The 26519-nt window shown below is 46.8% G+C and carries 15 protein-coding genes; 11 read left to right on the top strand and 4 right to left on the bottom strand.

All coding sequences use genetic code 11. The features are described 5' to 3' along the window. Positions 1-71 precede the first annotated feature (71 nt). Positions 72-1256: an asparagine synthetase B gene (locus U9Q77_12660; GenBank protein MEA3288210.1), complete on the bottom strand. Its 1185-nt coding sequence runs from the start codon at positions 1254-1256 to the stop codon at positions 72-74. Positions 1257-1332: 76 nt separating this feature from the next. Here U9Q77_12660 and U9Q77_12655 point away from each other — a divergent pair, with 76 nt between their 5' ends. Further along, on the top strand, positions 1333-1671 hold the full coding sequence (locus tag U9Q77_12655; protein MEA3288209.1) for a hypothetical protein: 339 nt from the start codon (positions 1333-1335) through the stop codon (positions 1669-1671). Between the two features lies 1 nt (position 1672). Here U9Q77_12655 and U9Q77_12650 read toward each other — a convergent pair whose 3' ends face one another. Genes U9Q77_12650 through U9Q77_12640 form a run of 3 tightly spaced genes read right to left on the bottom strand, consistent with a single transcriptional unit; the run spans position 1673 to position 7617 of the window. Next, positions 1673-3592: a hypothetical protein gene (locus U9Q77_12650; GenBank protein MEA3288208.1), complete on the bottom strand. Its 1920-nt coding sequence runs from the start codon at positions 3590-3592 to the stop codon at positions 1673-1675. Further along, positions 3585-6911, bottom strand: a complete 3327-nt coding sequence (locus U9Q77_12645) for a DUF4175 family protein (GenBank protein ID MEA3288207.1) — start codon at positions 6909-6911, stop codon at positions 3585-3587. Before U9Q77_12645 ends, U9Q77_12650 begins: the two co-directional genes overlap by 8 nt. Positions 6912-6969: 58 nt before the next feature. Continuing rightward, entirely contained in the window at positions 6970-7617 is a 648-nt protein-coding gene (locus U9Q77_12640; protein ID MEA3288206.1) for a DUF4159 domain-containing protein, read from the bottom strand. A 656-nt stretch (positions 7618-8273) separates the two neighbouring features. Between U9Q77_12640 and U9Q77_12635 the strand changes: the two genes are divergently transcribed. The 10 genes from U9Q77_12635 to U9Q77_12590 all read left to right on the top strand — a co-directional run. Further along, positions 8274-12167, top strand: a complete 3894-nt coding sequence (locus tag U9Q77_12635) for a carboxypeptidase regulatory-like domain-containing protein (GenBank protein MEA3288205.1) — start codon at positions 8274-8276, stop codon at positions 12165-12167. Between the two features lie 212 nt (positions 12168-12379). After that, a complete protein-coding gene (rdgB, locus tag U9Q77_12630) occupies positions 12380-13003 on the top strand; it encodes an RdgB/HAM1 family non-canonical purine NTP pyrophosphatase (GenBank protein ID MEA3288204.1) in 624 nt (207 codons plus the stop codon). Between the two features lie 54 nt (positions 13004-13057). Continuing rightward, the gene (gene sprA, locus U9Q77_12625; protein ID MEA3288203.1) at positions 13058-19636 is read left to right on the top strand and encodes a cell surface protein SprA; all 6579 of its coding nucleotides are present in this window, start codon (positions 13058-13060) and stop codon (positions 19634-19636) included. A gap of 6 nt (positions 19637-19642) precedes the next feature. Next, positions 19643-20623, top strand: a complete 981-nt coding sequence (locus U9Q77_12620; protein MEA3288202.1) for a M28 family peptidase — start codon at positions 19643-19645, stop codon at positions 20621-20623. Between the two features lie 103 nt (positions 20624-20726). Beyond that, positions 20727-21779 (top strand): ATP-binding protein, encoded by a 1053-nt coding sequence (locus tag U9Q77_12615; GenBank protein MEA3288201.1) that lies wholly within the window; start codon positions 20727-20729, stop codon positions 21777-21779. Next, on the top strand, positions 21749-22624 hold the full coding sequence (locus U9Q77_12610; protein MEA3288200.1) for a 50S ribosomal protein L11 methyltransferase: 876 nt from the start codon (positions 21749-21751) through the stop codon (positions 22622-22624). The genes U9Q77_12615 and U9Q77_12610 overlap by 31 nt, the downstream gene beginning before the upstream one ends. Beyond that, positions 22609-23604, top strand: a complete 996-nt coding sequence (locus tag U9Q77_12605; GenBank protein ID MEA3288199.1) for a hypothetical protein — start codon at positions 22609-22611, stop codon at positions 23602-23604. Before U9Q77_12610 ends, U9Q77_12605 begins: the two co-directional genes overlap by 16 nt. Beyond that, positions 23601-25184: a hypothetical protein gene (locus U9Q77_12600; protein MEA3288198.1), complete on the top strand. Its 1584-nt coding sequence runs from the start codon at positions 23601-23603 to the stop codon at positions 25182-25184. Before U9Q77_12605 ends, U9Q77_12600 begins: the two co-directional genes overlap by 4 nt. 8 nt (positions 25185-25192) lie before the next feature. After that, positions 25193-26173 carry a hypothetical protein gene (locus U9Q77_12595; GenBank protein MEA3288197.1) on the top strand — a complete coding sequence of 327 codons (981 nt, stop codon included), beginning with the start codon at positions 25193-25195 and terminating at the stop codon, positions 26171-26173. Further along, on the top strand, positions 26173-26519 hold a 347-nt coding region (locus U9Q77_12590; GenBank protein ID MEA3288196.1), incomplete at its 3' end, for a hypothetical protein. The genes U9Q77_12595 and U9Q77_12590, both read left to right, overlap by 1 nt.

Below are 26519 nucleotides of genomic sequence, written 5' to 3'. Positions count from 1 at the left end.
GCTAAAAATATTTGCCTTGTTATCGAAAAAAATTCCTGCGACTTATTGCACCATTCATACTTAACATAACACTAGGTCTTGCGTTCCTTTTTCTTGGCAGCTGGGAAAAGAATATTATTCAGGATCAAACGGTAGCCTGGAGAATTTCGGTGTAGCGATAATTGGGTGGGCGGGTCACCTACAAAATGCTGATAATCCTCGGGATCGTGACCTCCCAAAAAGGTAAAAGTGCCTTTACCGGCATTCCCGTGGATATACTTGACCTGCTCCTGACCAGGGACATCACCCATGATCACGACGTGTTTTTTGATGAGCGAACGACGGAAGCCAGTGGTTTGCCCCATAAAGCCCTTGATCACACCCACATGGTTCTGAGTAAGCATGGTGGGTACTGGATCCCATTTTGCTGAAAATTCAAACAAAGTGAAATAATCTGCTTCGGCACCGCGGGTTCTGGGTCTATTACTGGGGGGTACATCGATGTCACTATATTCGTAGACCATGGGATCAGTAATGATCTTATAATTTTCAAAAGCCAGAGTCTTCCCGTAATCCAGTTTTGATTGAGCCTGGGGATCAACCGGATCATGATCGTAGGGTTGGGCTACTATATCAACTCCCTCGGCAGACAAAGCAATATCCAGAGCGTCAGTGGCACTGCACATGGCAAATAGAAAGCCACCGTTAAGAACGTAATCTCTGATGCGGCGAGCGACTGCTTTTTTCTCTTCAGCGACACTGGGGTAGCCCCGCAATTTGGCAAAGGCTTCAAATTCAGCTTGCTGTTTCCGATACCAGGCGGCATTGCGATAACTGCGATAGAATTTGCCGTATTGCCCGGTGAAATCCTCGTGGTGCAGGTGCAGCCAATCATATTCATTGAGTTCGCCATCCAACACTTCAGCATCCCAGATCACATCGTACTCAACCTCAGCGTATTCCAGAGCCAGGGTAACAGCATCATCCCAGGGCATTTTTCCTGGAGGAGAATACACGGCTACTTTGGGAGCCTTTTCCAGAAGTACGATATCCATATTATTGGTCTCTATGGTCGCATATATATTTAGCTCAGCTCCTGGAAGTACGGTTTCAAAACGAACATCTCTCAAACGCAATTCACGAATAAGCTCGGAATAATTATCAACGAGGAAGCTGCCTCCCCGGTAATTAAGCAACCACTCAATGTCGATATCCCGTTCCAGAATCCAAAATGCGACACCATAGGCTTTGAGATGATCGGTCTGGGTCTCATCCATGGGGATGAGAATCTTCTGAGAAAAAAGGGAAGTAGCAGTTAGAACCAAAAATATTAGAATAAGTGTTAATGGTCTCTTGAAAAAGTCTCTCGCCCCCCCCCTGCGGGCAACTTCATGCGGGCAGGAAACGTGTGCAGAGCGACGTATCGAGCTTGTCGAAACGACGCAAAGTGCAGTATTCTTAGCAGCTTGGATTGTTTTTCCAGATATGGTTGTGTTTCTGATTGCTGTTGAGTTGATATCTAGTTTTCCTTTATTGACTTATTATCGTGGTTGTGCCTGGATCAACATTATCGATGGGCGCTGGGCAGGCCGTAAACAGTTTGCTTCAATCATACTTTCGCAAAGACCAGGAAGGACGATTTTCATGACCCTGCGCCTTTGCAGTCTGCGAGGGGTAAAAGGAGAGTATTGACTCATGAGCCATCTCCGATGAGGGTGCGTAACCTGATCCGCAGCTCCTGGATACCCAAATATCCCGAATGCTCCACGATGACCTCTTCATAATAAGGAATGGCTGCTTGGGGGTTCTGGTCAGCAAATTGGTGTTGTTCACCACGCCAGATCAGCACATTGGCTCGCCATTCTGATTCCAAAAAAGTCTGTAGAAAACGATCCATCTCACCCACTGCTTCCTGACGTCTTCCCAACGCCAGCAGGAGTTGGATCACCCGTACCGATGCTTCATCAGCAATGGTGTCGGCATCACCTTGAATCTCCATTAATTGATCAATCGCTTCAGATAGTTTATGCTGGCCGATCAGGCGCTCAGCTTTTAGATAGCTTAACAGTTGGAGATCATCTTCTGCTCCGTTACCCTCAAACAGAGCCATCAGTTCCAAACCATCGTTAAAGATGGGGGCAGTTGGCGAAGCTGCTCCACTAAGATTAAGCAGCTCCCGCTTCAAGGCGGGTAGATCGCCCTGATGGATTAAAATCTTTATCCGTGAAGCGATGATCCGTGCATCATCTTCATCCAGATCGAGCTTATCGGTGAGAGTGCCTAATGCACGGATGGCTTTGGTTGTATCCCCACGTACCAGCCAGGCATCAACCAACCGATTTCCAGCTGACAATCTCAACTCTCGTTCTCGCGTATTCACAAAAACATTTTGAAATCCCCGAATAGCGCGATCCACATCACCACTAACGGTCAGTTGTAATTCAGCTACATAAAAAGAAGCCCGGAAAGCCTCGCGGGTTGCCGGAAGCAAGGTTTGTAAACTATCATACAGTTTCAAGGTTCGATCCAGGGAAGCATCCTTCCCTGTCACAAATTGAACATCCAAAGCAAGGAACTGATTCCCTTTAAAGTAGCCGCTTAGTGAATGGTAAGCTGCCCTTGATTGCAGACGGTGTTTATAGGTTGAGGCTAATTTTAAAAGCGCCTCGCCAGTTTGGCGCTTATCACGGCTGTTGGTTGAAATAAACATATAGAGATCAGCAGCCGCCCCCCAGGCATGTTCCGCCGTCAAATCATCAGCGATGGCAAACACATCTTTCATTGAGTTACTCACCTTGGAAGAGAGCACCGTATGAACACATCCCACATACTGTTTCTCATGCAAAAGCAGTTTGGCTTTGGCCAACAAAACAGCCTGATGGGTACCGGGCAGCAACAGGATCTCATCAAAACTCTCATTGATCAACTGAAAAGCACCATCATTTTCAAGTAGGCGGATCAGCTGATTGGATATGTGATCCAGCATGCCGGGATTCTGATCCAGATGAGCAAGATATTCTTTTCCGGCTCGTTTATAGTTGTGCTTGGCTGCATGAATGCGAGCCAGATCGTAGGCAAAGACTGTTTGATCATTCAGTGTGATCCTACCGTCGGTGAGCAGCTGAATGGCAGCATCGGTGGCGCCAGCCTGGAGCATGGCATTGGTTACCGAAGTATACGTAAAACGATCTTTGTTCTTCCGTTGAATGAGACCTTCCCAGTCACTGATGGCCTCTGTTTGCCGATCAAGCAGATATAATAGTCGTCCCCGATCGGCTGCCAGGCGTGTATTCCCGGATTGGGTCTTGAGCAGGTCATCCAGGATTTGAAGCAGGGTTGGAGCATATTCCTTGCCTGGCATGAGCCGACTCACCTGAAAATAGAGATTACTTTTTTTAGGATTTTTGTACAATAATTCCAGATACAAATCAACGGCTTCCTCGGTTTTCCCCAATCTCGCTAAAGTGGCCGCCCGCTGTTCTAATTTGCGATCTGGAGATGAAGTCCTTCGGAAAGATGATTGGGCTTCGATAGTCCCTGGATAGACGAGTATTGCCAGCATAAATATCGCAAACAAGTAGACTTTTTTTATGCTATGTGCGTGTTTATTCATTCAGTTCTGCTTCCAGGCGATTGAAGTATTCTCTGATCAAGGCTTGCTCTTCCCTGCTATAACCTTGTTTCAGGCTAAAGATCAATTCTTCATAGAGGATGTTGCGGGCTTCTCCCAGGTCTTCCGGTAAAGCCCCGCTGCCCAACCAAAAAGGATTTTGTCCGGCGGTCTCTGATTTCCGTTTTTTGCTGAAGTCCCGTTTGGTGGCGGAGCGTTGGGCATCCAGCAGACGACTGAGAATACGCTCCTGCTGTTCATGGATCTTCTGTGATGGTCGTTTACGCTTGAGTTCCTTGGCAACTGCTTCCATTTCTTCACCAATTTTGCCTAGGTCTCCCAGCATACGTGAATCAGAACCCATTCCATTTTCTATTTGAGACAATGCTTCACGGAGCTGCAACTGTTGTCGGGCCAGCTGTTGCATCATGGAAGGACTGCCCATGCCTAACTGCATCATAGTTTGCTGGTTAAGCCCTTGCTGTTGACCAGCCATCTGCATCAGTTGCTGCATATAATCACCGAAGCCACTGGCTTCCCCGGATTGTTGTAGAGACTCCATGGAATTGGCCAACTGACGAGCCATTCTATTCAAACTTTCACGGGCGGCCGCCTGCGCTTGTGATGATTTTCGGGGATTCCGGGCTTCCAGCTGTTCGATAGCCTCCTGCATCCTGGCCTGAACTGATCCCATGGATCGACCCATACTTGGCGAGACTGCAAAGGTTTTATTGCCTAGCTCCTGGAGATCTGCTGATAATTGTCGGAGTCCCTGCATGAGTCCCATTTGGGAATCAGCATACTCTCTGAGTAAGGAACTTTGGCGAGAGGTTTGGGCTGTAGGCTTTTCCAATGCTTCCTGCGATTGTGAAAGACGCAGCGTTTTCAGTAGCGCTGAGCGAAATTCGGACATGACCTCTGACATCATCTGCTGCTGCATATTCATTTGCATCTGGCTTGACTCAGAGGCCATCTGGCGCAGTGATTGAGCGGCTTTTTCTGCAGGAGGTTGTGCTTGTGACATCTGCCCCTGCTGCAGGTGGGAAGCGGCCTGTTCCAAATTTTCACTGATCTGCTCCTGGTTCATTTGTTCCTGCAGGTCCTGGACCCCCTCTGATGATAGATCTTCATTTTCATTCAGCATATTCTCAAGCTCTTCAGCTGTTTCCTGAGCCTGGTCAAAGTCATCGGCAATCTGTTGTTCCTGCTGAGCCGCATCAGTTGCTGGATCATTCTCCAGATCTGAAGTCAAATTCTCCTGCCGCTCAGCCAGATCATTAAGTCTGGTGGTCAATTCATCGATTTTCTGTTCAATTTCCACTTGCTTGAAGATCTCCAGGGTTCGTTCAACGCTTTTCTGGAAATCTTCCATGGCAACTTGAAAATCCTCCAGGGCAGTTTCCATTTCACGGGGATCATCCTGTTCCATGGCATTCTGCAGACGTTCCATGGCTTCTCTAAGTTCAGGTGTGATCAACTGCTCCATCAGTTGCTGCAGTTCGGAATATTTATCCAGGGTTTCATCACTCATCAGGTTCTGGTCTTCGGCTGCATTCATCATTTCATCAAGTTGCTGGCTGATCTTCTCCAGTTGATTTTTGAGCTGTTCGACCTGTTCCATGGCTTCATTGGCTTCCTGCTGTTGTTCCCAGGACAGATTCGGATCCTTTTGAACTTCCAGAGCCAGTTCATCGACCTTTTCACGTATCTCCTTGACTATTTCGAGTACATCCTCCTGATCTTGCTTAACCTGTTCATTCCCTTGAGCCAGCTCCTGGAACATCTCATCCAGGGAAGGGAGCCGAGCTAACCACTTTTTACTGGATGCCTGGTGTGGGCCATCTACCGTATTGTTATCCCAAACTGTGAACCAGTACAGGATCGCATCTTCAGGCATAATGCTGATCTGGTTCAAGTCCCAGCGATAATTGAATTCCAGAGACGCCAGATCGGTTCGGGGAAGGGCAATGTTTTGAGTATAGGTTGAGCTATCTCCCATGAGATAGTCGGGATGCTGGATCTGATAGTTGAGTTCAAGCCGGGAAAAACCAAAATCATCGTCCAGTTTCAGGCGGATCGGGATCAACAGATTCTCGCCGATGATCACGTCCTGCCCCGGTACCATTACTCTGATCAAAGGAGCCCCGTCGGTGGCGACATACACCGGATAGACCAGGGGATCCAGATTGGAAATGCCTTCATCATCGATGAGCTCAAACCAGATCTGATCCGATTCCTGAAGGGTGAATCCTGTTTTGAACCGATGACCATCCAGTTGCACCTGACTGGCCCCGGCTGTAGAAAAATGGAGCTTAGCTGACGCGATTTCCTTAGAGGTCAGCCCTTCAATAGTGATCCTGGATCCTTTGAATCCACTGATGTCCATAATATCCCGTGTATAGATCTCAGCCGGTAAGCGGGTATATGCCGGAGGTCTGATCCGGACAGTGAGATCCTGAACCAGGGGTCGATTAATGACCTTGATGAGCAAAGGAGTTGATTCAATGGTTTTCCAGGGTTCCCAGGGTCGTTGATTGGATACTTGCGCAATCACTTCCATGCTGTGCATGACATGCTCCAGGGGGAAGGAGAACTGTTGATCGTTTACCATAATGGGATAGCTATTGGTGTCTTTTCTGGTTTGGATGACCATTTCGATCTGATCCACCTGGCGGCCGTTGATCCGGCCCTTGATCAACAGTGAGTCTCCTGCCAACACGTGTTCTGATGTAGTTTGTAAGAACAGGCCAAGGGGCAGCGGATAATCAAACTTGATCTCTGGTTGACTCAAACGCACAATAGCAGCATTCGTATTCTGGAAATTTATCATATACAGTAATAGCAGGATTCCAACTCCCACAGAACTACGCCTTAAATATGATTTTAGCTTATTTCGTGGAAACAGCAGATTTCGGGGGACTTGTTCAATGACCTTTATTCCGGATTGGACTGCAGCCGTATGCAGACTGGTTGATATGCCATCCTGGGTTTCCATACTGTTCAGTTGAACTGCATTCAGAACCCGGTCACCTACTTGAGGAAGTCTGTCACCAATGAGTTGAGCCAGCTGTTCCGGGCTGGTTTCCCTGAGTCGTTGGCCTTTGAGAAGCCAATAGAAGATCAGGATTCCCGCCAGGGTTAGACCAATAGTCACTCCCAGAATAGTGAGGAATGTCAGCTTTAATTGAGGATCAAAATAGCGGAAACTTTCCAACCAGATAAAAGTACTTATCAGAACTGCCATCACAATAAATGCGAATAGCCCAAGGAAGGCACCTTTGCCACGAGCATTGCTTTCGGCATGGATCCCTAGTTCAAACAAACTTGAATCAGTTAAGCTCGGGTTTGATCTGTTGTGTGTGTTGGATTTTGTCATTGGATCAGTGGGTGAAAGCATAAATTAAGATGTTCGTCCCCATCTCCAGGGCTGCCTGATGTTTTTGCTCACCGTCCTGGTGAACTTCAAGATCCTCCCAGCCATCACCCAGATCACATTCATAGGTGTAGAGAACGATCATGCGACTGTTGTGAAACAGAGCCAGTGCCTGAGGTGGTTTCCCGTCATGCTCATGGATCTTGGGAAGGCCCTGGGGAAAGGAATAATAGCTACTGAAAACAGGATGGTCATGAGGCAGCTCCACCCACTCTTTTTTGGGAAAGACCCGTTTCATCTCCCGCCGAAAGGATTCGTTTAAACCATAGTTATCATCAGCATGCAAAAATCCACCAGTCGTGAGAAAATCACGCAGTTTGTAGATCGCTTCGTTACTGAATTTGAGATTACCATGACCGGTGAGGTACAGGTAGGGATGATTAAAGAGGTCAGCATCGGTGAGCTTGACCCGGTATTCCTGGGGATCGATCCTGATATTGGTGTTGTCTGCAATAAAGTTGATCAAATTGGGTAATGAGCTGGGATTGGCATACCAGTCACCCCCACCACCATATTGAAGGCGGGTGATGTGCAAATCCTGGGTCAACAAGCTGGAAAAGCAGAGCAGAGTTGAAATGAATATCTTAACTAGCATCTCGCTTCACCTGTCTCCCACCCTCGCTTCACTTTAGCCATCTCTATCCATTACCTATTACTTAATTCACTTATTACTTAAATCTAAATGACTTCCCTGATCATCCAGACCCCGATAACCACGGAAATGGTAATGATCAATAGCAACGATATCATTTCCATAGTCGATCAAAGTAATGGCCGAGTTTGTTAAAGCAGAGTGCTTTCTTAATGCAATTCGCAGCTTCGTAATGAATAATATTTTGACACGAATGCCACAAATATGACGATCTCGCAAAGACGAATGAGGATATACTGACAAAATTATTAAACTGGTCATGGATAGCCGTAAGAATCTATAGTTCTCATAGCGCGGAGTGTAAGCTCTTTTGACATGAAGGCGCAAAATGGCTCAACTCCACTTAGTGTCTTGGTGGCTATTTCTGACAATATGTATTCGACTATGGGCCGCTTTAATACTTGAGACGCGCAGCTGGAACTGAAAATGGTATAACTCGTCCCGACCCACGATTAAGCTGTAACGTTGATTTAATTCAGATTATATTTGCGCTACATCAAACCCATTGGTTCAGGGAGTTTTTTTGTGTGCTATGTCACAACTTTTCGGATCAAATTTAATATTTTCGCTTGTCACTAACAACTATGGAGGATAAAAGGATGAATACCATCAAATCAAAAGGAATGTACTGGTCAGTATTGCTAAGTGTCATACTGCTGGCCATGCCCATGTGGGTCATGGCAAATGATGCCAGTACACCGGATATTCAACAGCTGAAGCAGATCAGACAATTACAGAACCAGAGTACAATTGTCAGAAATCTGGATGCCAACACGAATCAAGTAAGTGCCACGCCGGAGCAGGAACGCCTGCTCAGATTGACCAAGGCGCTTACCAGGGCCACTGGGCAACAAACCCCTGATCTGAAAAAAAGCTATCGGCTGAATCTGGGAGAGCAGGATTTGCAGGTTCCTCAAATCAATCGAATTGCTTCTCGGGAAGTGATTTTTAATCAGGGTGTATTGAGTGCGGTTCCTGGTATGGAGTATTTTAATTTTATGGCCGGCATGAACAGTCCCGATTCCATGGGCATGGATGTTCGTATCACCGGTAATGAGGGCACCAACTTTGGTAGCGAAGGTGCCGGTTGGATCGATCCAAGTCTTCTGCTTTATTTTGCGAGCATGGGCACTCTGGATACAGTCCTCATGGTTCCACCGAATGACGACCCATCGACGACCTGGGGAAGTGTTTCATGGGAATTAAATGGATACCAACCTTTAGCTGTCGGTAACATTTTCGTTGTCTATACACGTACGGGTGGAATGTATGTTGCCCTGGAAGTCACCAGCGTGGACGCGTGGGGACAATATTTTGAGTTTGATTACATCATTCAGACCAACGGTAGTAACGAATTTGAAGGTGGCATGATCGATCCGCCCACTGAGTTTGACATGACCGTGAATGGTGAATATGCTGATACACTTGAGATTGGCTCTAATCCCTATTTCGAGATCATGCTTGATGGAGCTCCCTATGGTGAACTCATGGTTTTTTGGGATGGCAATCATAACGGAACCTGGGATGACGGGGATGTGGCCATTGAGATGTATGAGTTCATGGACAATGATGAACATGATGAAGATCCAGCAGATGGGATCTTCGGATTCACCTATACTGATGAAATGGCCGATGGTATAAACTATCTGGCTGATGATCTGGTCTTCGTGGCATTCCAAGCCATGAATATGGCAGAAGTTGCCGTAACATTTTACAGCCTGCCAACGCCCTTCTCAGTTTCTGGAACTGTTTGGGAGGAAACCGGGATCACTCGTGATCTGGTACCTTTGAGTGGAATCGTGGTTTGGGCATCCTATGAATGGGATGATTCTCCCAGCATTATTGGTGTAACGGATGATATGGGCGCTTATCATCTTGACCTGCCTGATACCGGATTTGTGATGGTTGGATCAGCAGATCACCTCATGATGACCGATGGTTTGATCGCCATCCCGGAGATGCATCCGGTATTGGTCACGGGACATGAAGTGGATTATGACTTCATTTATGATGAACCCAGCAGCGTTATTCAGGGCTATGTCTATGATGATGCAGGCTCGCCAATTGTTGGAATTCAGATCGATGCTCATGCAGAGGAATCAGGGTTTTCCGCCATAACAGATGAATCAGGCTTTTACAGCATGGGTGTTATGCCAGGCTATTATCACGTACAGGTTGACTGGTGGTCATTACCACAACCATATATGCTGCATCATGGTGCACAGATTGATATCGAAGACGGTGAAGTCGTGGAGCAGGATTTCTATCTGATATCCACCAATAGCATGATTGCCGGAATCGTTTTGATGGATGGAATGCCCTATCCGGAGGCCATGGTATGGGGTGACCACCCTGATTATGGCTGGTCTGCTACCATAAGTGATGAAAATGGTAATTACCTCCTACCTGTTTTCGACGGTGGTAACACCCTGTACCACCTGGGAGTTCACGTACCCGATATGCCAAATGTTGTTCAGGTCAGTGACAACCATGATGTTCCAGCTGGAACAGATGATGAGATCATTTCGCTTGAAACGTTATATGGTGGTATTTTTGGTTACTTCATTAATGGTGAAACCAACGAACCGATCATGGATACCTGGGAAATAGGCATGATGCTCCGCGACGTTATCACTGGCATGGAATTTCATACTGGTCCAAATCCTGAAGGATACTACGAAATGTGGATCCCGGATGGTCTATATGAAATCATGGCCGGCGGTATGAACTGGCACATGGAAGATGCGGATACACTTCTGATAGACGGTGCGCAAGTTGAATATGACGTGATCCTATGGCCCGTTGGCGTTGATACCTTTGTTGAAGGTTATGTCTTTGACCAACTTGGCGCTCCCATTATGGATGCTGAGGTCATGATCGGTAATGAAGGTTGGGGAGCCATGGAATACACCGATGAGAATGGCTTCTATCATATTAATGCACCTTACGGCTTCTATATGATGTATGTCTATGCTGATGGTTTTATGGAAGAGTGGAGTGAATTAGATCTTAACGACGGTTTTGTTACTGACTTTAATTTCTACCTCACACCTTTCATGGTTGATGGTGCCATTGCTGGTATGGCTTATGATGCTGGATCCGCCGCCCCGGTCAGCGGTGCAAACGTCTATATCTATGCTGATGAAATGGGCTGGGTTAACTATACCGATGAGTATGGTGAATTCTGGTTTGACATGCCTAATGGCGAATACGATATGGTCATTGATCATTATGATTATGCCATCTTCTGGTATGATGACATTGTGGTAAATAATGATACAGTCTATGTAGATGCTCCCATGTCCTTTTTGGATGCCGGCTTGGAAGGCTATGTCTATGATGACGAAACTAATGAACCTATCTGGGACGCCGAAATAGTCATCGTCAGCACCGTAGATTCCACTGGATTCTGGGGCTATACTGATGAATTCGGTTACTATAGTATTCCCGCTTTAAATGGTGAATACCAGGTCTTTGCCAGTGCACCGGGTTACGATGGTGCCCAACTGGGCATGGTCACAATTGCCGATGCCTGGGCCTACCTGGATATCTATCTGGGGACCCATCAGTTTGCCACGGCACCTGAGATTAACTTTATCATTGATCAGCCCAACGATCAAGGTCGTCAGGTTCGTATGCAATTCTGGCCTGGTGGTCTTGAGTGGGGTTCCTTCACGGGTTATAGTATCTGGCGGTTGACCAATACACCCATGGGCGAGATCGTTGATTTTGTGGATTATATTCCCAATCATGATCTGGAAGCCTATAATCTGGTTGCACCAACCCTGGTTGACTCCAATGCTTATACCAGTCCTGATCAATATCTCACTGGATTTATGGTAACGGGTCACTGGGATGTTCACGGCTATGTCGATGGTATGCCCGGTGTTGGTTATTCTATTGACAATATTCATCCTGGTGTTCCTGGTACGCTGGCACTCCTCAGTACTGGAGCAGCCGGTGTAGAGATTGGCTGGGAAGCCAGTATGGCAGATGACTTCCAGTATTTTGAAGTCTATCGCGCAACCAATCCTGAATTCACTAATGCCACTTTGACGCAAACACTGGATATTATGTTTGCCGATGGTGATGTCAGTGTTGGTCAGACCTACTACTACATGGTTGCAGCCGTTGATGCCAATGGCAATATCGGTGAGGGCACCAACGTCATTTCGACCTCCATCGTTTCTATTGATGATGCCGAACTGTTGCCGACGGCTTTTGGCCTCACCCAGAACTATCCCAATCCCTTCAATCCGACCACGACTATCGAGTTTGCGCTTCCCCAGGCTGCTCATGTCTCACTGGAGATCTACAACCTCCTGGGTCAAAGGGTGCGAACGCTGGTAAGCGGCTATATGCAAGCCGGCTATATCAACACCAGCTGGGATGGTTTGAATCAGAATGGTCAGGAACTAAGCAGTGGTACGTATATCTATCGTCTGAAGACAGCTGATCTGTCCTTCACGAAGAAGATGGTGCTGATGAAATAGTTCCGTAATTTATATCGAATTACAGGGTTAAAAGGTAGAGCCGCAAGATCTTGCGGCTCTACCTTTTTACACCGTGTTATTCATTGACTGAGGAGGCCTCATCAGCTACTTTCGGCCGCTTCAATTTCATCCCATAATCTTGGGAAGGAAAGATTTGATAACAGAGACACAGCCAGGGGAACAATTCCCCGTTAAATTGGTAGATTGATAACATGAAATTGCTATTGGCGACACAGAACAAACACAAGGTAGATGAATTGACGCGTCTCCTGGAGCCCTACGCTCTGAAAGTGGTGTCCCTGCTTGACTATCCCGAGATTGGCGAGATCATTGAAGATGGATCCACTTTAACAGCAAATGCCCTGATCAAAGCCAGGGCCGGCTATGCCCACTGCGGACTACCCACCATCGCTGATGATACCGGTCTGGCCGTAGATGCCTTGAATGGTGCACCTGGTGTCTATGCCGCGCGCTATGCCGGTGAGCATGTCACCTATGACCAGAATGTTCAGAAAATGCTGGACGAGCTGCAGGATATTCCCGCAGATAAACGCCAGGCTCAATTCCAAACCGCCGCTGTTTTCTTTGACGGCGAGGACACGGTCACAGCTCTGGGTGAAGTGGCTGGTTTTATCACTGAAACGCGCCAGGGAAATTCTGGTTTCGGCTATGATCCCATCTTTTTTGTCCCTGAAAAACAAAAGACCTATGCTCAAATGAGTTTGGCAGAAAAAAATCAACTGAGTCACCGTCAACGGGCTTTTGAGAAGCTTTTGAAAAAATTACAACAAACCCATCATGCATTTAATGCGGAGCTGCAGCAATTAGAATCCTAAGCTAGTCTTTCCTCCCATCCTCAATGGAGACAAACCGGGCTTTACCTAACTAACGTGAGAACGATAGCAGCACTCATATTATCCCTTTTTACTCTTTGGCCTGCCTATGGTCAAACGGAAGAGGTGCGCCCAGATCGACCCACCTTCTCCATCAGCGCCACATTTTTCCAACCAGCCAGCACACCCCTGTTCAGTTCCGGTAAGCAAGGCCTCTTCTTTAGCGATACGTCACTTTTTCTGGCCTCACCCATGAGCGAGATCGCTCTCAACTCGATCAAGACCACATTGCTCATGGACAGTACCGCCACTTATTTCACCTTGGCCCAAATGATGGATGGAAAACCAATTGGTATTCCCACAGTGATCAGCATCGATGACTATATCAGTTTGAGTCTAGACCATAACAAAACCAAACTCTTTAAAAAGATAGCCACGGGACGTTTACAGGCAGAAGCATCCTCGGACGGCTCTCAATCATTCGAACTGATCGGTGCGGATATTGCGGGACAACGCGTTTCACTACGGGTTCGGGGAAATGTAAATATTACTGGAAAGCTGCGCAGTGAAGACCGTTCCCAGACCACCAACGTGAACAACCAGCAACAATCAAACACATTCCAGATCGAGCAAAAGCAGGCTTTCAAGATCGAAGGTAAGATCGGGGACCGAATCAGTATCCAGGTGGATCAGGACAGTGAACGGGATTTTGACTTCGAGAATAATATGGAGATCTATTATAATGGCAATGAAGATGAGATCATCCAGCGAGTGGAAGCCGGGAATATTTCTTTAAGCCTGCCCGGTACCAAGCTGGCCATGTTCTCCGGTCAAAGCAATGGGTTGTTTGGATTGAAAGCCCTGGCCAAGATCGGTCCATTGGATATCACCACCATTGCCTCTCTGGAACGTGGTCGCAAAGAAAAATTATCATTCAATAGTGGTAGCTCAGAAGCAGCAGAGATCACCATAGAGGATTATAACCGACGCACCAATACTTATTTTTACATCAATCATTTTTATCGTCGCAAAGCCTATCCCTTGAATGACCAGGGTCAGTATGTTCTTACGGGTCGTACGGTCCAGACTATTCGCGTTTATAAATACTCCTCATTCAATCCGGGCAATGAGGTCACCAACTATGCCAGGATATATGATTACCCCGAAACAGATTCAGCGGCTGTCACTAGTCGTCAGGTTATTCAACTAAAGCAGGGTGTGGATGAAGATTTTATACTCTATGAGGATCTGGGCGTAATTCGTCTAAATACGGCTGTACAGTCCAATGAAGTTCTGGCCATTGCCTATCGTGATACCTTTATTAATACCGCCGATATGAGTCAAACCAACTTGGTCGTTCCGGAATACGATCCAACATACGGTGAAATGTGGAGCTATCAGGAGGGTAGTGATATTGCCCTGGGGACACCGGGTACCGCTGATACGCTTGATCTGAAAATGATTAAACCCGATGACGCGCTTCCTGGTCAGGAATCATGGGACCTGGAATGGAAAAACGTTTTTTATCTCAAGACGAACTCCATCAACAAAGAAGGTTTTGATCTGAAGATTCGCAGGAGTCTTGGTGGTGAAGGTGAAGAAATCGCTGAAGACGGAACGCCCTTTCTGCAACTGTTCGGACTTGACCAAACTGGAGTGGGTGCTGAAAGTGAACCAGATGGCATTATGGATCTGGATTATGAGAATATCCTCAACCTGAGGCGAGGTGAGTTGATCTTCCCCTTTCTTTATCCGTTTAGAGCAGATACAGCGGTAACAGGACAGGAAAATTGGAAAACAAACTCACGAGGACTCCCCCTGGGAAATGGCGGAAACCCGAACCTGGTGGCCTATCCTGAATATCAGAGTAATTCTTTTTATGATAATGCGCCCAACATCTCCGACTACAACAAAGACAGCAAGTTTCGCATGCATGTCACCTACGCCAACCAGAGTTCAACCTTTAATCTGGGTTTCAATGTCATCGAAGGCTCTGAAGAAGTGACCCTGAATAATGTTCCGCTGGAACGGGGACCTTCCCGAGATTATACCATTGATTATTTTACCGGTCAACTCGTTATCCTGAATGAAGCAGCCCTGGCTCCCGGTGCTAAACTGGATATCAAATATGAGCTGAATGAGTTTTTCCAACTGGATAAAAAGGTGATCATGGGTGGCCGGGCAGAAATGAAGTTTGGCAAGGATAAGAACTCATTTATCGGATTGAGTGCCATCTATTTTTCCAAAAGCAGTATTGATGAAAAGGTACGGGTGGGCAAGGAGCCCATGGAAAACTTTATCTGGGATCTAAATACCAAGATCACCCGTGATCTACCCTGGTTAACGCGCGGGTTGGACTGGCTGCCACTGTTAAAAACAGACTCAAAATCCAACGTGACCTTCACCGGAGAGATCGCTCAGGTTATTCCCAATCCCAACACATCGGTGAATGAGAAGCTGGGGGATTTTGGCGTGGCTTACCTGGATGACTTTGAAGGGAGTCGCCGGGTTGCCCAACTTAGTATTATCCGTGGTGCCTGGGGCGTTGCCTCAATTCCAGTAGATGGCACCGGGCGGGACAACCGGGAGCGGGCTTTCACCTATTGGTATAACCCCTATAACCGCATTCTCACCAAACAGATCTGGCCCAATAAAGAGACCAGTGCCCAAGCCCAGAATGATGTCACTGATATTCTGGTGTTGAATGTCGTCCCGGATTCCTCATTCGCTGTGCGTGACCAGGGAGCAGCTCCTGGAACAGCCTGGGGTGGTGTCATGCGTGGATTATCATCTGGCTACTATGATCAATCCGAATCCAAATTCCTGGAAATGTGGGTCAAGGGAGATCAAGGCCGACTGCATATCGATCTGGGCTTTATCAGTGAAGATTTACAGCAAGAAGGCCAGGAATGGACCGTGGATATTCTGGACCAAACCGTCACCAAAGGGTATGGCCACCTGGATACTGAGGATATCTCTTCCCAGGTCTTTCCTTCTGGAGATGGCTTTGTGGAAGACGAAGAAGATGTTGGTCTGGATGGCCTTGATGGACGGGACCCGAAATTTCCAGTAGCTGAAAGCTATACCAAGTATGGCTGGCATCACCCGGCCTGGGACAAATATGATTTTGACCCGAAACCGCAGGATGGTTCAGCCATCAACTATCGGCACATCAACGGTACAGAAGGTAACCTCAAGATCGAAGGGGGTACTTATCCAAACACTGAAGATCTGAATAATGATGGCGCTCTGGATACGCGTAATGCCTATTTCACCATCGATGTTGATCTGTCTGGAAATGAGTATATCGCCGGCCGCACACGCTTCAGCGACAATACGGAAACCGGTTGGAAACTGATCAGTATTCCCCTGACCGTATTTGAAGCTACCGGTGATAAACCTGAGTTGGCTCTGTGGTCCCAGATCAAATTCGCCAGACTATGGATGGATGAGGTTCCCATGGGCGGTGCTGCCCTGCAGATCGCTACCGTTGATATTGTTGGAAACGACTGGCAGGAGCGTGGTGTTTTTTCTCAGTATGATGGTATTGAGTCAGTTGTCAATGATTCACTGCACGGTACAATCAATGTCATGGTGATCAATACAGAAGATAACTCGAGCCGCTATAATGCCGAAGCCATTCCCGGTAGCTATACTGCACCACCGGATGGCGTAGAAGGAATTCTGGATCCCATCACCCAATTGAGGTCCAAGGAACAATCACTGGTCATTAGAGCTGATGACCTGGAACCAGGCTACTCCATTGTAGCAGACAAGCAATTCCATGGTGCTAAAGCCAAAGATTTTATCCATTACAAGACCATGAAGATGTTCGTACACGGTTGGGATCGAACCCGTGGAGGTAGTTATGAAGCCAGTTTTTCAGACTATGCCCTGGAAAATGGATCTGAGTTGGAGTTCTTTTTCCGTTTTGGGGAAACTGATAACGATTTCTACGAGATCAGACGCCCCATATATCCCGGTTGGGATGAACGGAATCACCTCGAAGTGAACATGGCGGATCTGGCTAATTTCAAATTGGCACTGGAGGACTCAGTCTTCATTATCAAGACCATCTATTTCGAAGATGTGCATGATGAAGGTGCTGAAGATCCAGATAGCACCGTTTATGATACACTTTACTGGGCTGACCTGCCCATTGATCTGAAATATGCCACCCGGCAACTACCTGATGGCAGCTCCATAGCGGTCAAGGGTAAACCATCGCTTTCCCGGGTTAAGATCCTGAAAACGGGCTTCAAGAATCTCTCCGACCAAAAAATGAGTGGTGAGATCTGGCTGGACGAACTGCGCCTCAGCGATGTTGAAAAGAATACGGCGACTGCCTATCGGGCAAATGTGAGCCTGCAGTTTGCGGATATTGCCAAGATCAATATGGATATTCAACGGGATAATGCTGATTTTCACAATGTTCAACAGCAATTTGGAAGTGGTGATAATTCTGTGGCCGCCAATATCAGTGGTAGCTTATCAGCCCATAAATTACTCCCGGATTCATGGGGTCTGAACATCCCGATCTCACTTTCATACCGGCAGAGTGAGAAACAACCCAAGTATATCAAGGGCAGCGATATCAGGATCGCCGATCTGGATCCGTCCCTACAGGATACTTTGGAAACCATGACCCTGCGCAACCAGTCCTATAGTTGGAATATGTCACTCTCTAAAAAAGTGAAATCAGAACACTGGCTTCCCAAATACACCATCGATAACATGAATTTCAAGGTGGGTGGCAACAAAAGCAATGCTTCCAATGCTCAAAAAAGTGCCCAAACCTCAGAAAAAATGGATGGCAGTTTCGGTTATAAGGTCAATCTTGGAAATAACTTCAAGGTGGCTCCGTTTACCTTTATGGAATCTGTTCCTGTTATTGGTGAAGCCCTGGCCGCCACAGAGATCGGATATCTACCGACCAATGTCGGGTTTGATGCTTCCATGGTGGAAAATAAAGCCTCCAGTGTTTTTCGGAATCCCAACGCAACGCCGTTGAAACCCACTCATCAGTTGAGTATGAGTCGCCGCTATAATATTGACTGGAGTCCCTTCAACACGGTCACAGCGAAATTCAATGCTAATATGTCCAACAATCTGGATAGCCTGAAGGATCGTAAAGAAGATATCCTGCAGAATGCCGATTTTGGTCATCTGGGGAATTACAAAGAGACCTACTCCCTCAACTGGAGTCCAAAAGCTCTGAAAATGCTCTCTCCGTCATTTTCCTACTCATCCAATTTTTCAGCTACGGACAAGATCAATATTGATCAACCTGGTCTCGATCTCAATGTCAGCGCCAACACATCTGCCAATATGTCTGTCACTATTTCAGAAATATTTGGGTTGGTTCATAAGCCGGAATCCGCTAAAAAATCCAGCAAGACCAGAAAGAACACAACTCCCCAACGGGGTCGGGGTCGGAAAGCTCCCAAGCAGGATCAGGAAGAACCGCCTGAGGAAAAGCCGGGAGACAAAGACGAAGAATCAGCTGAAAAATCATTAAGCCTGACCAAGTTGTTGGACTTCACCTATAATACTCTGGATAGGATCGATCCGATTTCCATGAATGTTACCCAGGGACGACGTAGTTCAAATCTACGCCAGATAACCTCTCTGGACACTGTGGCAGTCTTCCGGGAAGGAGACACTACCGGCGTGGCTGACTCACTGGTATTGCAGGTACAGGAAATGGATCTGGCTACGATTGGCTATGGTTATCGGACAGGCTTACAGTTGGGTAGCAATTTCTTGAATCACCCCGATGCCACAAACCCCATAGCCACTGGAAATGATGTGAACCTGACGATGCGTTCCGGTCTTAAGATCACCAAGACCCTGACCACAAAATTGACTTTTACGTTGGGGCAAAACCAAAGCTTATCCAACAAAAGTCAGGGTGAGGTGATCAAGACCAAGATGGATTTTCTGCCCAGTGGTAGTCTTTTTGGAGTCCCCAAAAATGAACTGAGTTCATTTGGTTCAGCCGGACTTCCCCTCCCCTCATTTAACATGCGTTATTCAGGTTTAAAGAATATTGAATGGCTTAAGAAATTCATCACCGGCGCCAGTTTGGATCTTAACTATTCCGGCAAGAAGAATGTGAGTCAGGAAAAAGGGATCATCACCGGTGAAACCTATTCTGTAGCATTTTCTCCCCTGGTCGGGCTAAGTATTCAAGGGAAAAAGAACATTAATGCTTCTGTAAATTTCAGTCTTACCAAAAACATAAACAATACCATCAGTGTTACCGAGTTAACGACTTCAAAACAGACCTTTAACCAATCATTAAATGCCAGCATGTCCTATTCTCATCGCGGTGGCATGACCATACCGCTCCCGCTCATGGAGGATAAGTATTTGGAGAACAACATCGATTTCAGAGTAGAGATATCCTATACTGATGAACAGGAATATACAGGTAGTGAGAGTTTAGAAGGGGTTGAATTTGGGGAAGGACGCTATACAAAATCACTTTCGGCGCGTCCCAGTATCCAGTACAGCTTTACAGATAAGGTTTCCGGCAGTATTTCCTACGAATATCGGATCACTGATACACGGGAACATGGTCGGAAAGATGTGGGTGATTTTCAATTTGGTGTAAATATTCAGATCAAGGGGTAAGGTGTTATGGCTGCTTTTTTTACAACGAACCAACCGAAAATAATGAATATTACAAAATATCTGTTCCCATTTATTGGTGGGGATGGTTTTGGTCGTTTTGTTGCGGTTGCATTTCTGACCCTGACAATAGCTACCCCATTATCAGCCCAGACTGGTTTTGATGCTGACCGGGCTTTTGATGACCTGGTAGCCCAATGTGATCTGGGAACCCGTGAGCCCAATTCTCCCGGTGCTAAAGTGGCCATCGAATTCTATCAGAATATTTTGGAGCCACTGGCTGATGAGGTCTATTTACAGAATTTCAAATATGATGATCCCTATGCTGACCGAAAACTGGATCTCACCAATATTATTGCCCGCTTCCAACCTGAGAAATCTGATCGGATCATCCTGTGTGCTCATTGGGATACCCGGCCACGAGCGGAATACGATAAATATTTTCCAAACAAAGCGATCATTGGTGCCAATGACGGTGCCAGCGGCGTGGCCGTCCTGCTGGAGATCGCTCGTCAATTGAAAGACGCACCGGTCAATCCCGGCATCGATATCATCCTTTTTGATGGAGAGGACTATGGGGCACCGGGAGACCTGCAATACTATCTCATCGGTAGTCGCTACTATGTTGCGAATCCCTATCTACCCTGGCCCAGGCTGGTCATTTTGCTGGACATGATTGGTGATGCTGAACTGAGCATCAAGATCGACCCGGTTTCCTATCAATCTGCACCACGGGTAATGGAGGAGATCTGGTCTATTGCTGCGGAGATCGGTTATGATCAATTTCAGCTGGTACCGGGTGCTTCCATGTATGATGATCATGTACCCTTTATTGAAAAGGGCATCCCTGCCATCGACATTATTGATTTCGAATATCCGGGACCAGATCATCAGTACTGGCATACCCATGATGATACTGCTGACAAGTGCAGCCCGGAAAGTCTGGAAGCTGTTGGGCATACAGTATTGAGCTGGTTGTATCGGCAATGAGGTCTCGTTTAATGAATGATGTGAGCCACAGCGTTTTCTGGATGATCACTGAAGGACAAACTGAGAAAAGCGACAACACAGTTAATGAAAAAGGACTGGCGCAATGAGTAAGGTCTATGCCAACCCCTTTCACTGGGGAAGTTTTGTTTCGGGTAATCACTATCTAGCACGACCGCTGGAGCAGGAACACCTTTCAAACGCCATCGAAAAGCAAGTACATCTGGTCATTTCTGGTCAGCGGGGAACGGGTAAAACCAGTATTCTGAAGCATGCTCTCCTCAATAGTAGGTCGATCCCCTCTATTTATATGGATCTCAGTTTTGTTACCAGTCGCGAAGATCTGATCAACCTGCTTTTAGATGCTTTTGAGAAAAGTTTTCCTGAAGATAAAACAGCTGAACTGACCAAATCGCTACGCCCTCAAAAAGGGGGGGTGTCATTCGCACCGGTGATCGATCTTTGGTATAATAAGGTCAAACAAAACAGCCAAAAATTCACCTTTGTCTGGGATGAATTTCATCATCTGGTAAAACTCAAAGATGGCATCCTGGAAGAACTCAAACAGAACCTGCGGGATCGTCGACGGATCACACACATTGTTGCCAGCCACCGTGAGGATATACTGGATGATATTTTCGGTAACAGGCAGGATCCCTTTTTCCCTCGTATTGAAAAATTGACCATCAAACACATTGACCAAAAAGCATTCAATCGCTTCTTAACTCAGCGCTTCCGGCGCATGGGACTCAGCGATTTTGATCTGGCCGATGCAGTGCTAACGTTTACAGACGGTCATCCTCAGATCACTCAAAAATTTGCACATGCACTGGCAGAGCTCTGGCTGGAAGGGTCTTCTACTCGGCTCATGGAGCGTACCCTGCACAAAATACTTGAGAGTCACGATCATATCTTTACAGCCTGGTGGGATAGCTTCGGTTTAAATGAAAAACGACTTTTACTGGGTTTGGCCAGCGGTTACTCCCGTCCAACGGAGTTAGCGTTTATCAAAAAATTCAAGCTGTCCGCTACCAGCACAGCACATAACACCGTTCTAAAAATGTTACGCGAGGGTTGGCTAATCAACCGGGATGAAGGATATCACATCTATAACCCGCTTTTACTTAAATGGCTGCAATTGGGGAAGGGACTCTCTTAGTGGATGCCGTTTCACAATGGATCTCTGCTGATATCAGTATTTCTGAGACATATCAGGAGATCGCCATGGATTTCGCATTGGCGCTGGGTGGTTTAGCAATTATTGAGGAAGAAACCACCTTTCAGGTCAGTTATCCGCTGGATGACGACGTCCAAATGGTGCTGGACAATCTGAAAACCTTCCTGAAAGATCTGGATCCCGATGCTCAGATTTCAGAAGCAATCGTTGATCGTGAAAATTGGAATAAGAATTGGCAGGCCTATTTCAAACCGACTGAGATAACCAAACAACTGATCATTCTGCCTGAATGGGAAGACCCAGCCGCTTTTCCACACCGCTTTATAACCCGCATCCGCCCGGCCATGGCCTTTGGTACTGGAACTCACGAGACCACTCAACTTTGTCTTCAAATATTGGAAGAGAGCATTGCGGGACAGGAAAGCGTGCTTGATGTGGGAACCGGTAGCGGTATTCTGGGTATCACCGCGCTTCATCTGGGTGCTTCCCACGTAGATGCCATCGAAAATGACCCCTTCACTCGTGCTAATATTCAGGATAATCTTGAATTGAATGATATTGGCTCCGGGTTTGAATTGCAGATCAGTGAAAAACCTGACCTGCACCTGCCTTACGATCTGTTGGTGGTCAATATTATCCGAGCCCGCTTGTTTCCAATTTTGCCAGATTATTTCAAAGCTGTCAGACCAGGGGGTAAAGTGATCGTTTCCGGTCTGCTGGCCAGCGAGGATCTGGAAACGCGTGCTTTACTTGCATCATCTTCTTGGAAAATCATAAAACCCTACGTAAAGAATGAATGGATCGCCTATTTATGCGAAGTGAAATAAAACAGACATCAACAAGAACTGTTCTAACCGCTTGTAGCGCCAGGGATGCTTATACGCTTCCTTATTTCCCCAAACTCCGTAAAACCTACTTGTCGCATATCTCACAAATGATAATTCCCATCATGTTGATCCTTTTCTTGGTCACCTGTGATCAGACACCGACCACACTGGATGAAGAACCTTACCTGCCACAATCAGAAGCAGACTCATTCAGTGTTGAAATATCAAGCTTTGAGTTTGATTATCTATCGAATCAATTTTTCTACTCCATCGCTGTAAACAGCCCGCTGGAAATATCCCAGGTCAGTATCTATCTCGATCCACATGGTTTATCACAGAATTTGCAGATGATCGTACTGAATGATCTGGGTGTAGATGGTGATATTCTGGTAAATGATGGCAGATATGATGGTAACTGGACCGTGCCTGATTCTTTGTCTGGTTATACAGATAGTCTCTGGACTCTCCAGGTTTACGCTGATGATAGTATGCAGTCAATTTTTAAATCTGAAACACTCCAACCTGAGATACCTGCTCCACCGGTCATTACCAGCGTAAGCCATTTGGATACACTGACCCTCCTGGCAGATGCTTTGGTTCTGGATACTCTAAAATTAACAGTCAGCCATCCGAAGGGTCTGGATGAGATTCGGGATGTCAGCATGCTGTCCCTGAAACCTGATGGAAACTATGCGAATAATGGTCAACCCATTCTGCTGTATGATGATGGCGGCAGTGTGCTTCTGTATGAGGGCTATGATATTACCAGTGGTGATCAGGTGGCCGGTGATGGGATCTACAGTTTAGCTCTGGCTCTCTCGCCAAGCTCTCTCAGTGGAACCTATCAATGGACCTTTAATGCTCGGACCTGGCTGGGCATGGCAGCAGAACCCCTTGAAGATTCCTTGATCGTGCTTCCAGCAGCCACTCTGGCGAGATCTGATTCATGGGGTGTCAGTCGGATGGGAGTCTTTCAATGAGAAAACTCATTCCAATTCTAATGGTTTTAACCGGTCTAACTGTTCAGGCTCAGTTGATGCGGCCTACACAATTCTCACTGTCATCTGCCGATACGGTCTATAGTGGTCTGATCGGCAGTAGCATCTCTGATATTGTTGGTCAGGGTGACACACTCTGGCTGGGTTCTGGTCATGGTCTCAGTGCCAGTTTCGATAACGGCGAATCCTTTGTGGGCTTCAGTCGACGTTTCTCTGATCTGGGGATCGGAGGCGTTTCGGCTCTGGCAGCCTGGGGTGATACGATCTGGGTAGCCATGGGTTATGATACATCAACTTCCCAGGGAACCCTCAAGGCTGGTGGTGGCATTAGTCGGTCCCTGGATGGTGGTGCTTCCTGGACCTGGCTGGGACAACCCATGGATACGCTTAAGATGACTATCGTTGATGGGGACACCAGCTATGCTAAATATTCCCAAATGAGTGTCTGGGATGTATCCATTCTCAGCGTGGATGTGGTTACACCTGTTCAGAACATCACCTATGATCTGGACTTTGATGGAAAACGGCTGTGGGCAACTTCTTTTGGGGGTGGCTTGCGGGTCTCCCATGATCTGGGTGAAACCTGGGAACGGGTATTGCTGCCCTGGGATGCTTTCAGCAGACTGGATTCAACAATGTTGAGCGACCTGGAACTGGAGATTCAGGAGGACCCTGAATATTATGCGCTGGATCCACTGATCCATCTCAATCATATTGCCTTTGCTGTAAAAGCCTGGAATGATACAGTCTGGGTCGGAACATCAGGAGGGGTTAACCGCTCATTTGACGGGGGTGCCACCTGGGAACATTTCAACTTCCAAAACTCAAATATTTCCGGAAACTGGGTCATTGCCCTGAATCGTCAACAATTGGCTGATGGTTCTGACCGGATCTGGGCTTCCACCATCACCACTGGGGCTGGAGATGTGACCGGGTTAAGTTTTTACAATAGTACTACTGAATACTGGAGAGCTCCCCTGTTGAACAATCGGGTCTGGAACATTGCCTCTGATGCTCAAACCATTTATGCGGCAACCGATGCAGGTCTCTGGAAATCAAAAGACGGTCTCAATTATAGCTTATTACCCAATTACCACAATTCAGATCGTTCTGATATCATTTACTCTGATGCCGTTTATTCTGTTTTGGTCAATGCGGATGGTGCTCTGTGGGTCGGTACCGGAGATGGTCTGGCGATCAGCTATAATGATGGACTCAGTTGGAATATCCACAAAGCCCGGAGTACTGCTTCAAATGATGATTTTTATGCTTACCCCAACCCTTTCACAGCCCGTTATGACAAGGTTCTTAATGGCCAGGGTAATCTGATCATACGTTTCATTGCTGAAGCCGGTGATGAGATATCGATCTCGATCTTTGACTTTGCCATGCATAGAGTAAAAGAGGTCTTGACCAGAACGAGCACTCAATATTCAGGACCCCAGGAACGCACCTGGAATGGTCGCAATGAGCAGGGATATCTGGTGGCTAACGGAACCTACTTTATCCGAATTGAGATTGAAGATGAGCTGCATTGGACGAAAGTGATGGTGATAAATTGAGTGCACTTATGATAAATCGCCAAGAACGCAGAGGGCGCAACAATTTTTTTAAACCAGCGGTATTTATGGTTCTTGTTATCCTGGGACAAACTGTACTGGCTTCCGGGTTGGGTGGTTTTACTGGAACATCTGCCCGCTTCACTGCGGATCCACTATCGGCTGGGACAGGGGGCATCACTCTGTTCGAAAACAGCAGCACCAACAGTTATGCCCAGAACCCGGCGGCTCAAGCCTGGTTGACAGAGCGCAGCTTTGATGCCGGAATGGTCCAATTATCTTTAGATCGTTATATCTATTCTGTCAATGGCAGTGTTCCCTTACCCCCAACCGCTCATTTGGGGTTTGGGTTGATAGCGGCTGGTACCCGCAATATTGAAGCGCGTGATTCCCGAGGTTATTATGCCGGTGATCTAAATGATAGTGAGATGACCTATCTCCTGTCCTTTTCCAACCGCTTTTCTGACAAACTGGCCTTTGGTCTTTCATTGAAATTGCTTACTAAAAAATTCTCTTCCGAAGAGGAGGATCTGCTAGAGCTGAAGGGCAGTGGTTTTGGAGCTGGATTGGGGCTTCAGGTCAAACCCTTGCCAGGCAGCACTTTTGCCTTCGCACTCAAAGACTGGAATAGCAGTTACAAATGGAAGACACAGGAACTTTTTGAGCGCGGCAGCAGCTATCGGGATGAATTTCCCTTGAGTATAGCCTGGGGATGGCTTCAGGAAATGGGCAGCATTGCTTTGTTGGTGGAACATGATCATTATTTAATCGGTGTAAATATTTACCGGGCCGCCATTATGTGGAGTGAGTTAAAGAACCTTGATCTGAATGGTGGGTTTAGTTATGAGGACGAAACCATTATTCCTGGAGTAAGCGCACGTTATATTCTTAACTGGAAACAGGGACCGCCCATGCACATCGACCTGGGTATCAGAGGCGGGATCGAGGGTGAAGGCTTGAGAAATTATCTGGGATGGGGAGTGAATTTCTAATGATCAAACAATTATCTACACTATTATTAATCGTGAGTCTGGGATTGGGTCAAAGTGGTTTTGATATCTTAAATACCCCCACTGATGCTCGTGATGCAGCTCTGGGAATCAGCTTGAATCCCACGGTCAAACCGACCCGAATCCTCACTCATCCTGAGCACATCGTAACTTTAAATGTCTGGAACTGGATAGCTGATATCCAAGGTGCTTATCTGGGTATTGGACTTAAGAATGCCTTTGTAAACGTGCAGGCCATGCATAGCGGAGAATTGGAATATCGCAATGATATTCCCACTGAAGACCCCCTCAGCACTTTTGAATACACCTTGATCAATCTGGGTGGGGC

Source organism: Candidatus Neomarinimicrobiota bacterium, from assembly GCA_034716895.1.
Lineage (GTDB): Bacteria > Fidelibacterota > UBA8477 > UBA8477 > JABMPR01 > JABMPR01.
The sequence above is the reverse complement of the archived record's forward strand: the minus strand, read 5'-3'. Positions and strand labels throughout refer to the sequence as shown.

Bases quoted from the DNA above. Each gene is read 5' to 3' on its own strand.
- U9Q77_12660 (MEA3288210.1), bottom strand. From the start codon at position 1,256: ATGGATGAGACCCAGACCGATCATCTCAAAGCCTATGGTGTCGCATTT.
- U9Q77_12650 (MEA3288208.1), bottom strand. From the start codon at position 3,592: ATGAATAAACACGCACATAGCATAAAAAAAGTCTACTTGTTTGCGATA.
- U9Q77_12640 (MEA3288206.1), bottom strand. From the start codon at position 7,617: ATGCTAGTTAAGATATTCATTTCAACTCTGCTCTGCTTTTCCAGCTTG.
- U9Q77_12635 (MEA3288205.1), top strand. From the start codon at position 8,274: ATGAATACCATCAAATCAAAAGGAATGTACTGGTCAGTATTGCTAAGT.
- rdgB (MEA3288204.1), top strand. From the start codon at position 12,380: ATGAAATTGCTATTGGCGACACAGAACAAACACAAGGTAGATGAATTG.
- U9Q77_12620 (MEA3288202.1), top strand. From the start codon at position 19,643: ATGGCTGCTTTTTTTACAACGAACCAACCGAAAATAATGAATATTACA.
- U9Q77_12615 (MEA3288201.1), top strand. From the start codon at position 20,727: ATGAGTAAGGTCTATGCCAACCCCTTTCACTGGGGAAGTTTTGTTTCG.
- U9Q77_12610 (MEA3288200.1), top strand. From the start codon at position 21,749: ATGGCTGCAATTGGGGAAGGGACTCTCTTAGTGGATGCCGTTTCACAA.
- U9Q77_12605 (MEA3288199.1), top strand. From the start codon at position 22,609: ATGCGAAGTGAAATAAAACAGACATCAACAAGAACTGTTCTAACCGCT.
- U9Q77_12600 (MEA3288198.1), top strand. From the start codon at position 23,601: ATGAGAAAACTCATTCCAATTCTAATGGTTTTAACCGGTCTAACTGTT.
- U9Q77_12595 (MEA3288197.1), top strand. From the start codon at position 25,193: ATGATAAATCGCCAAGAACGCAGAGGGCGCAACAATTTTTTTAAACCA.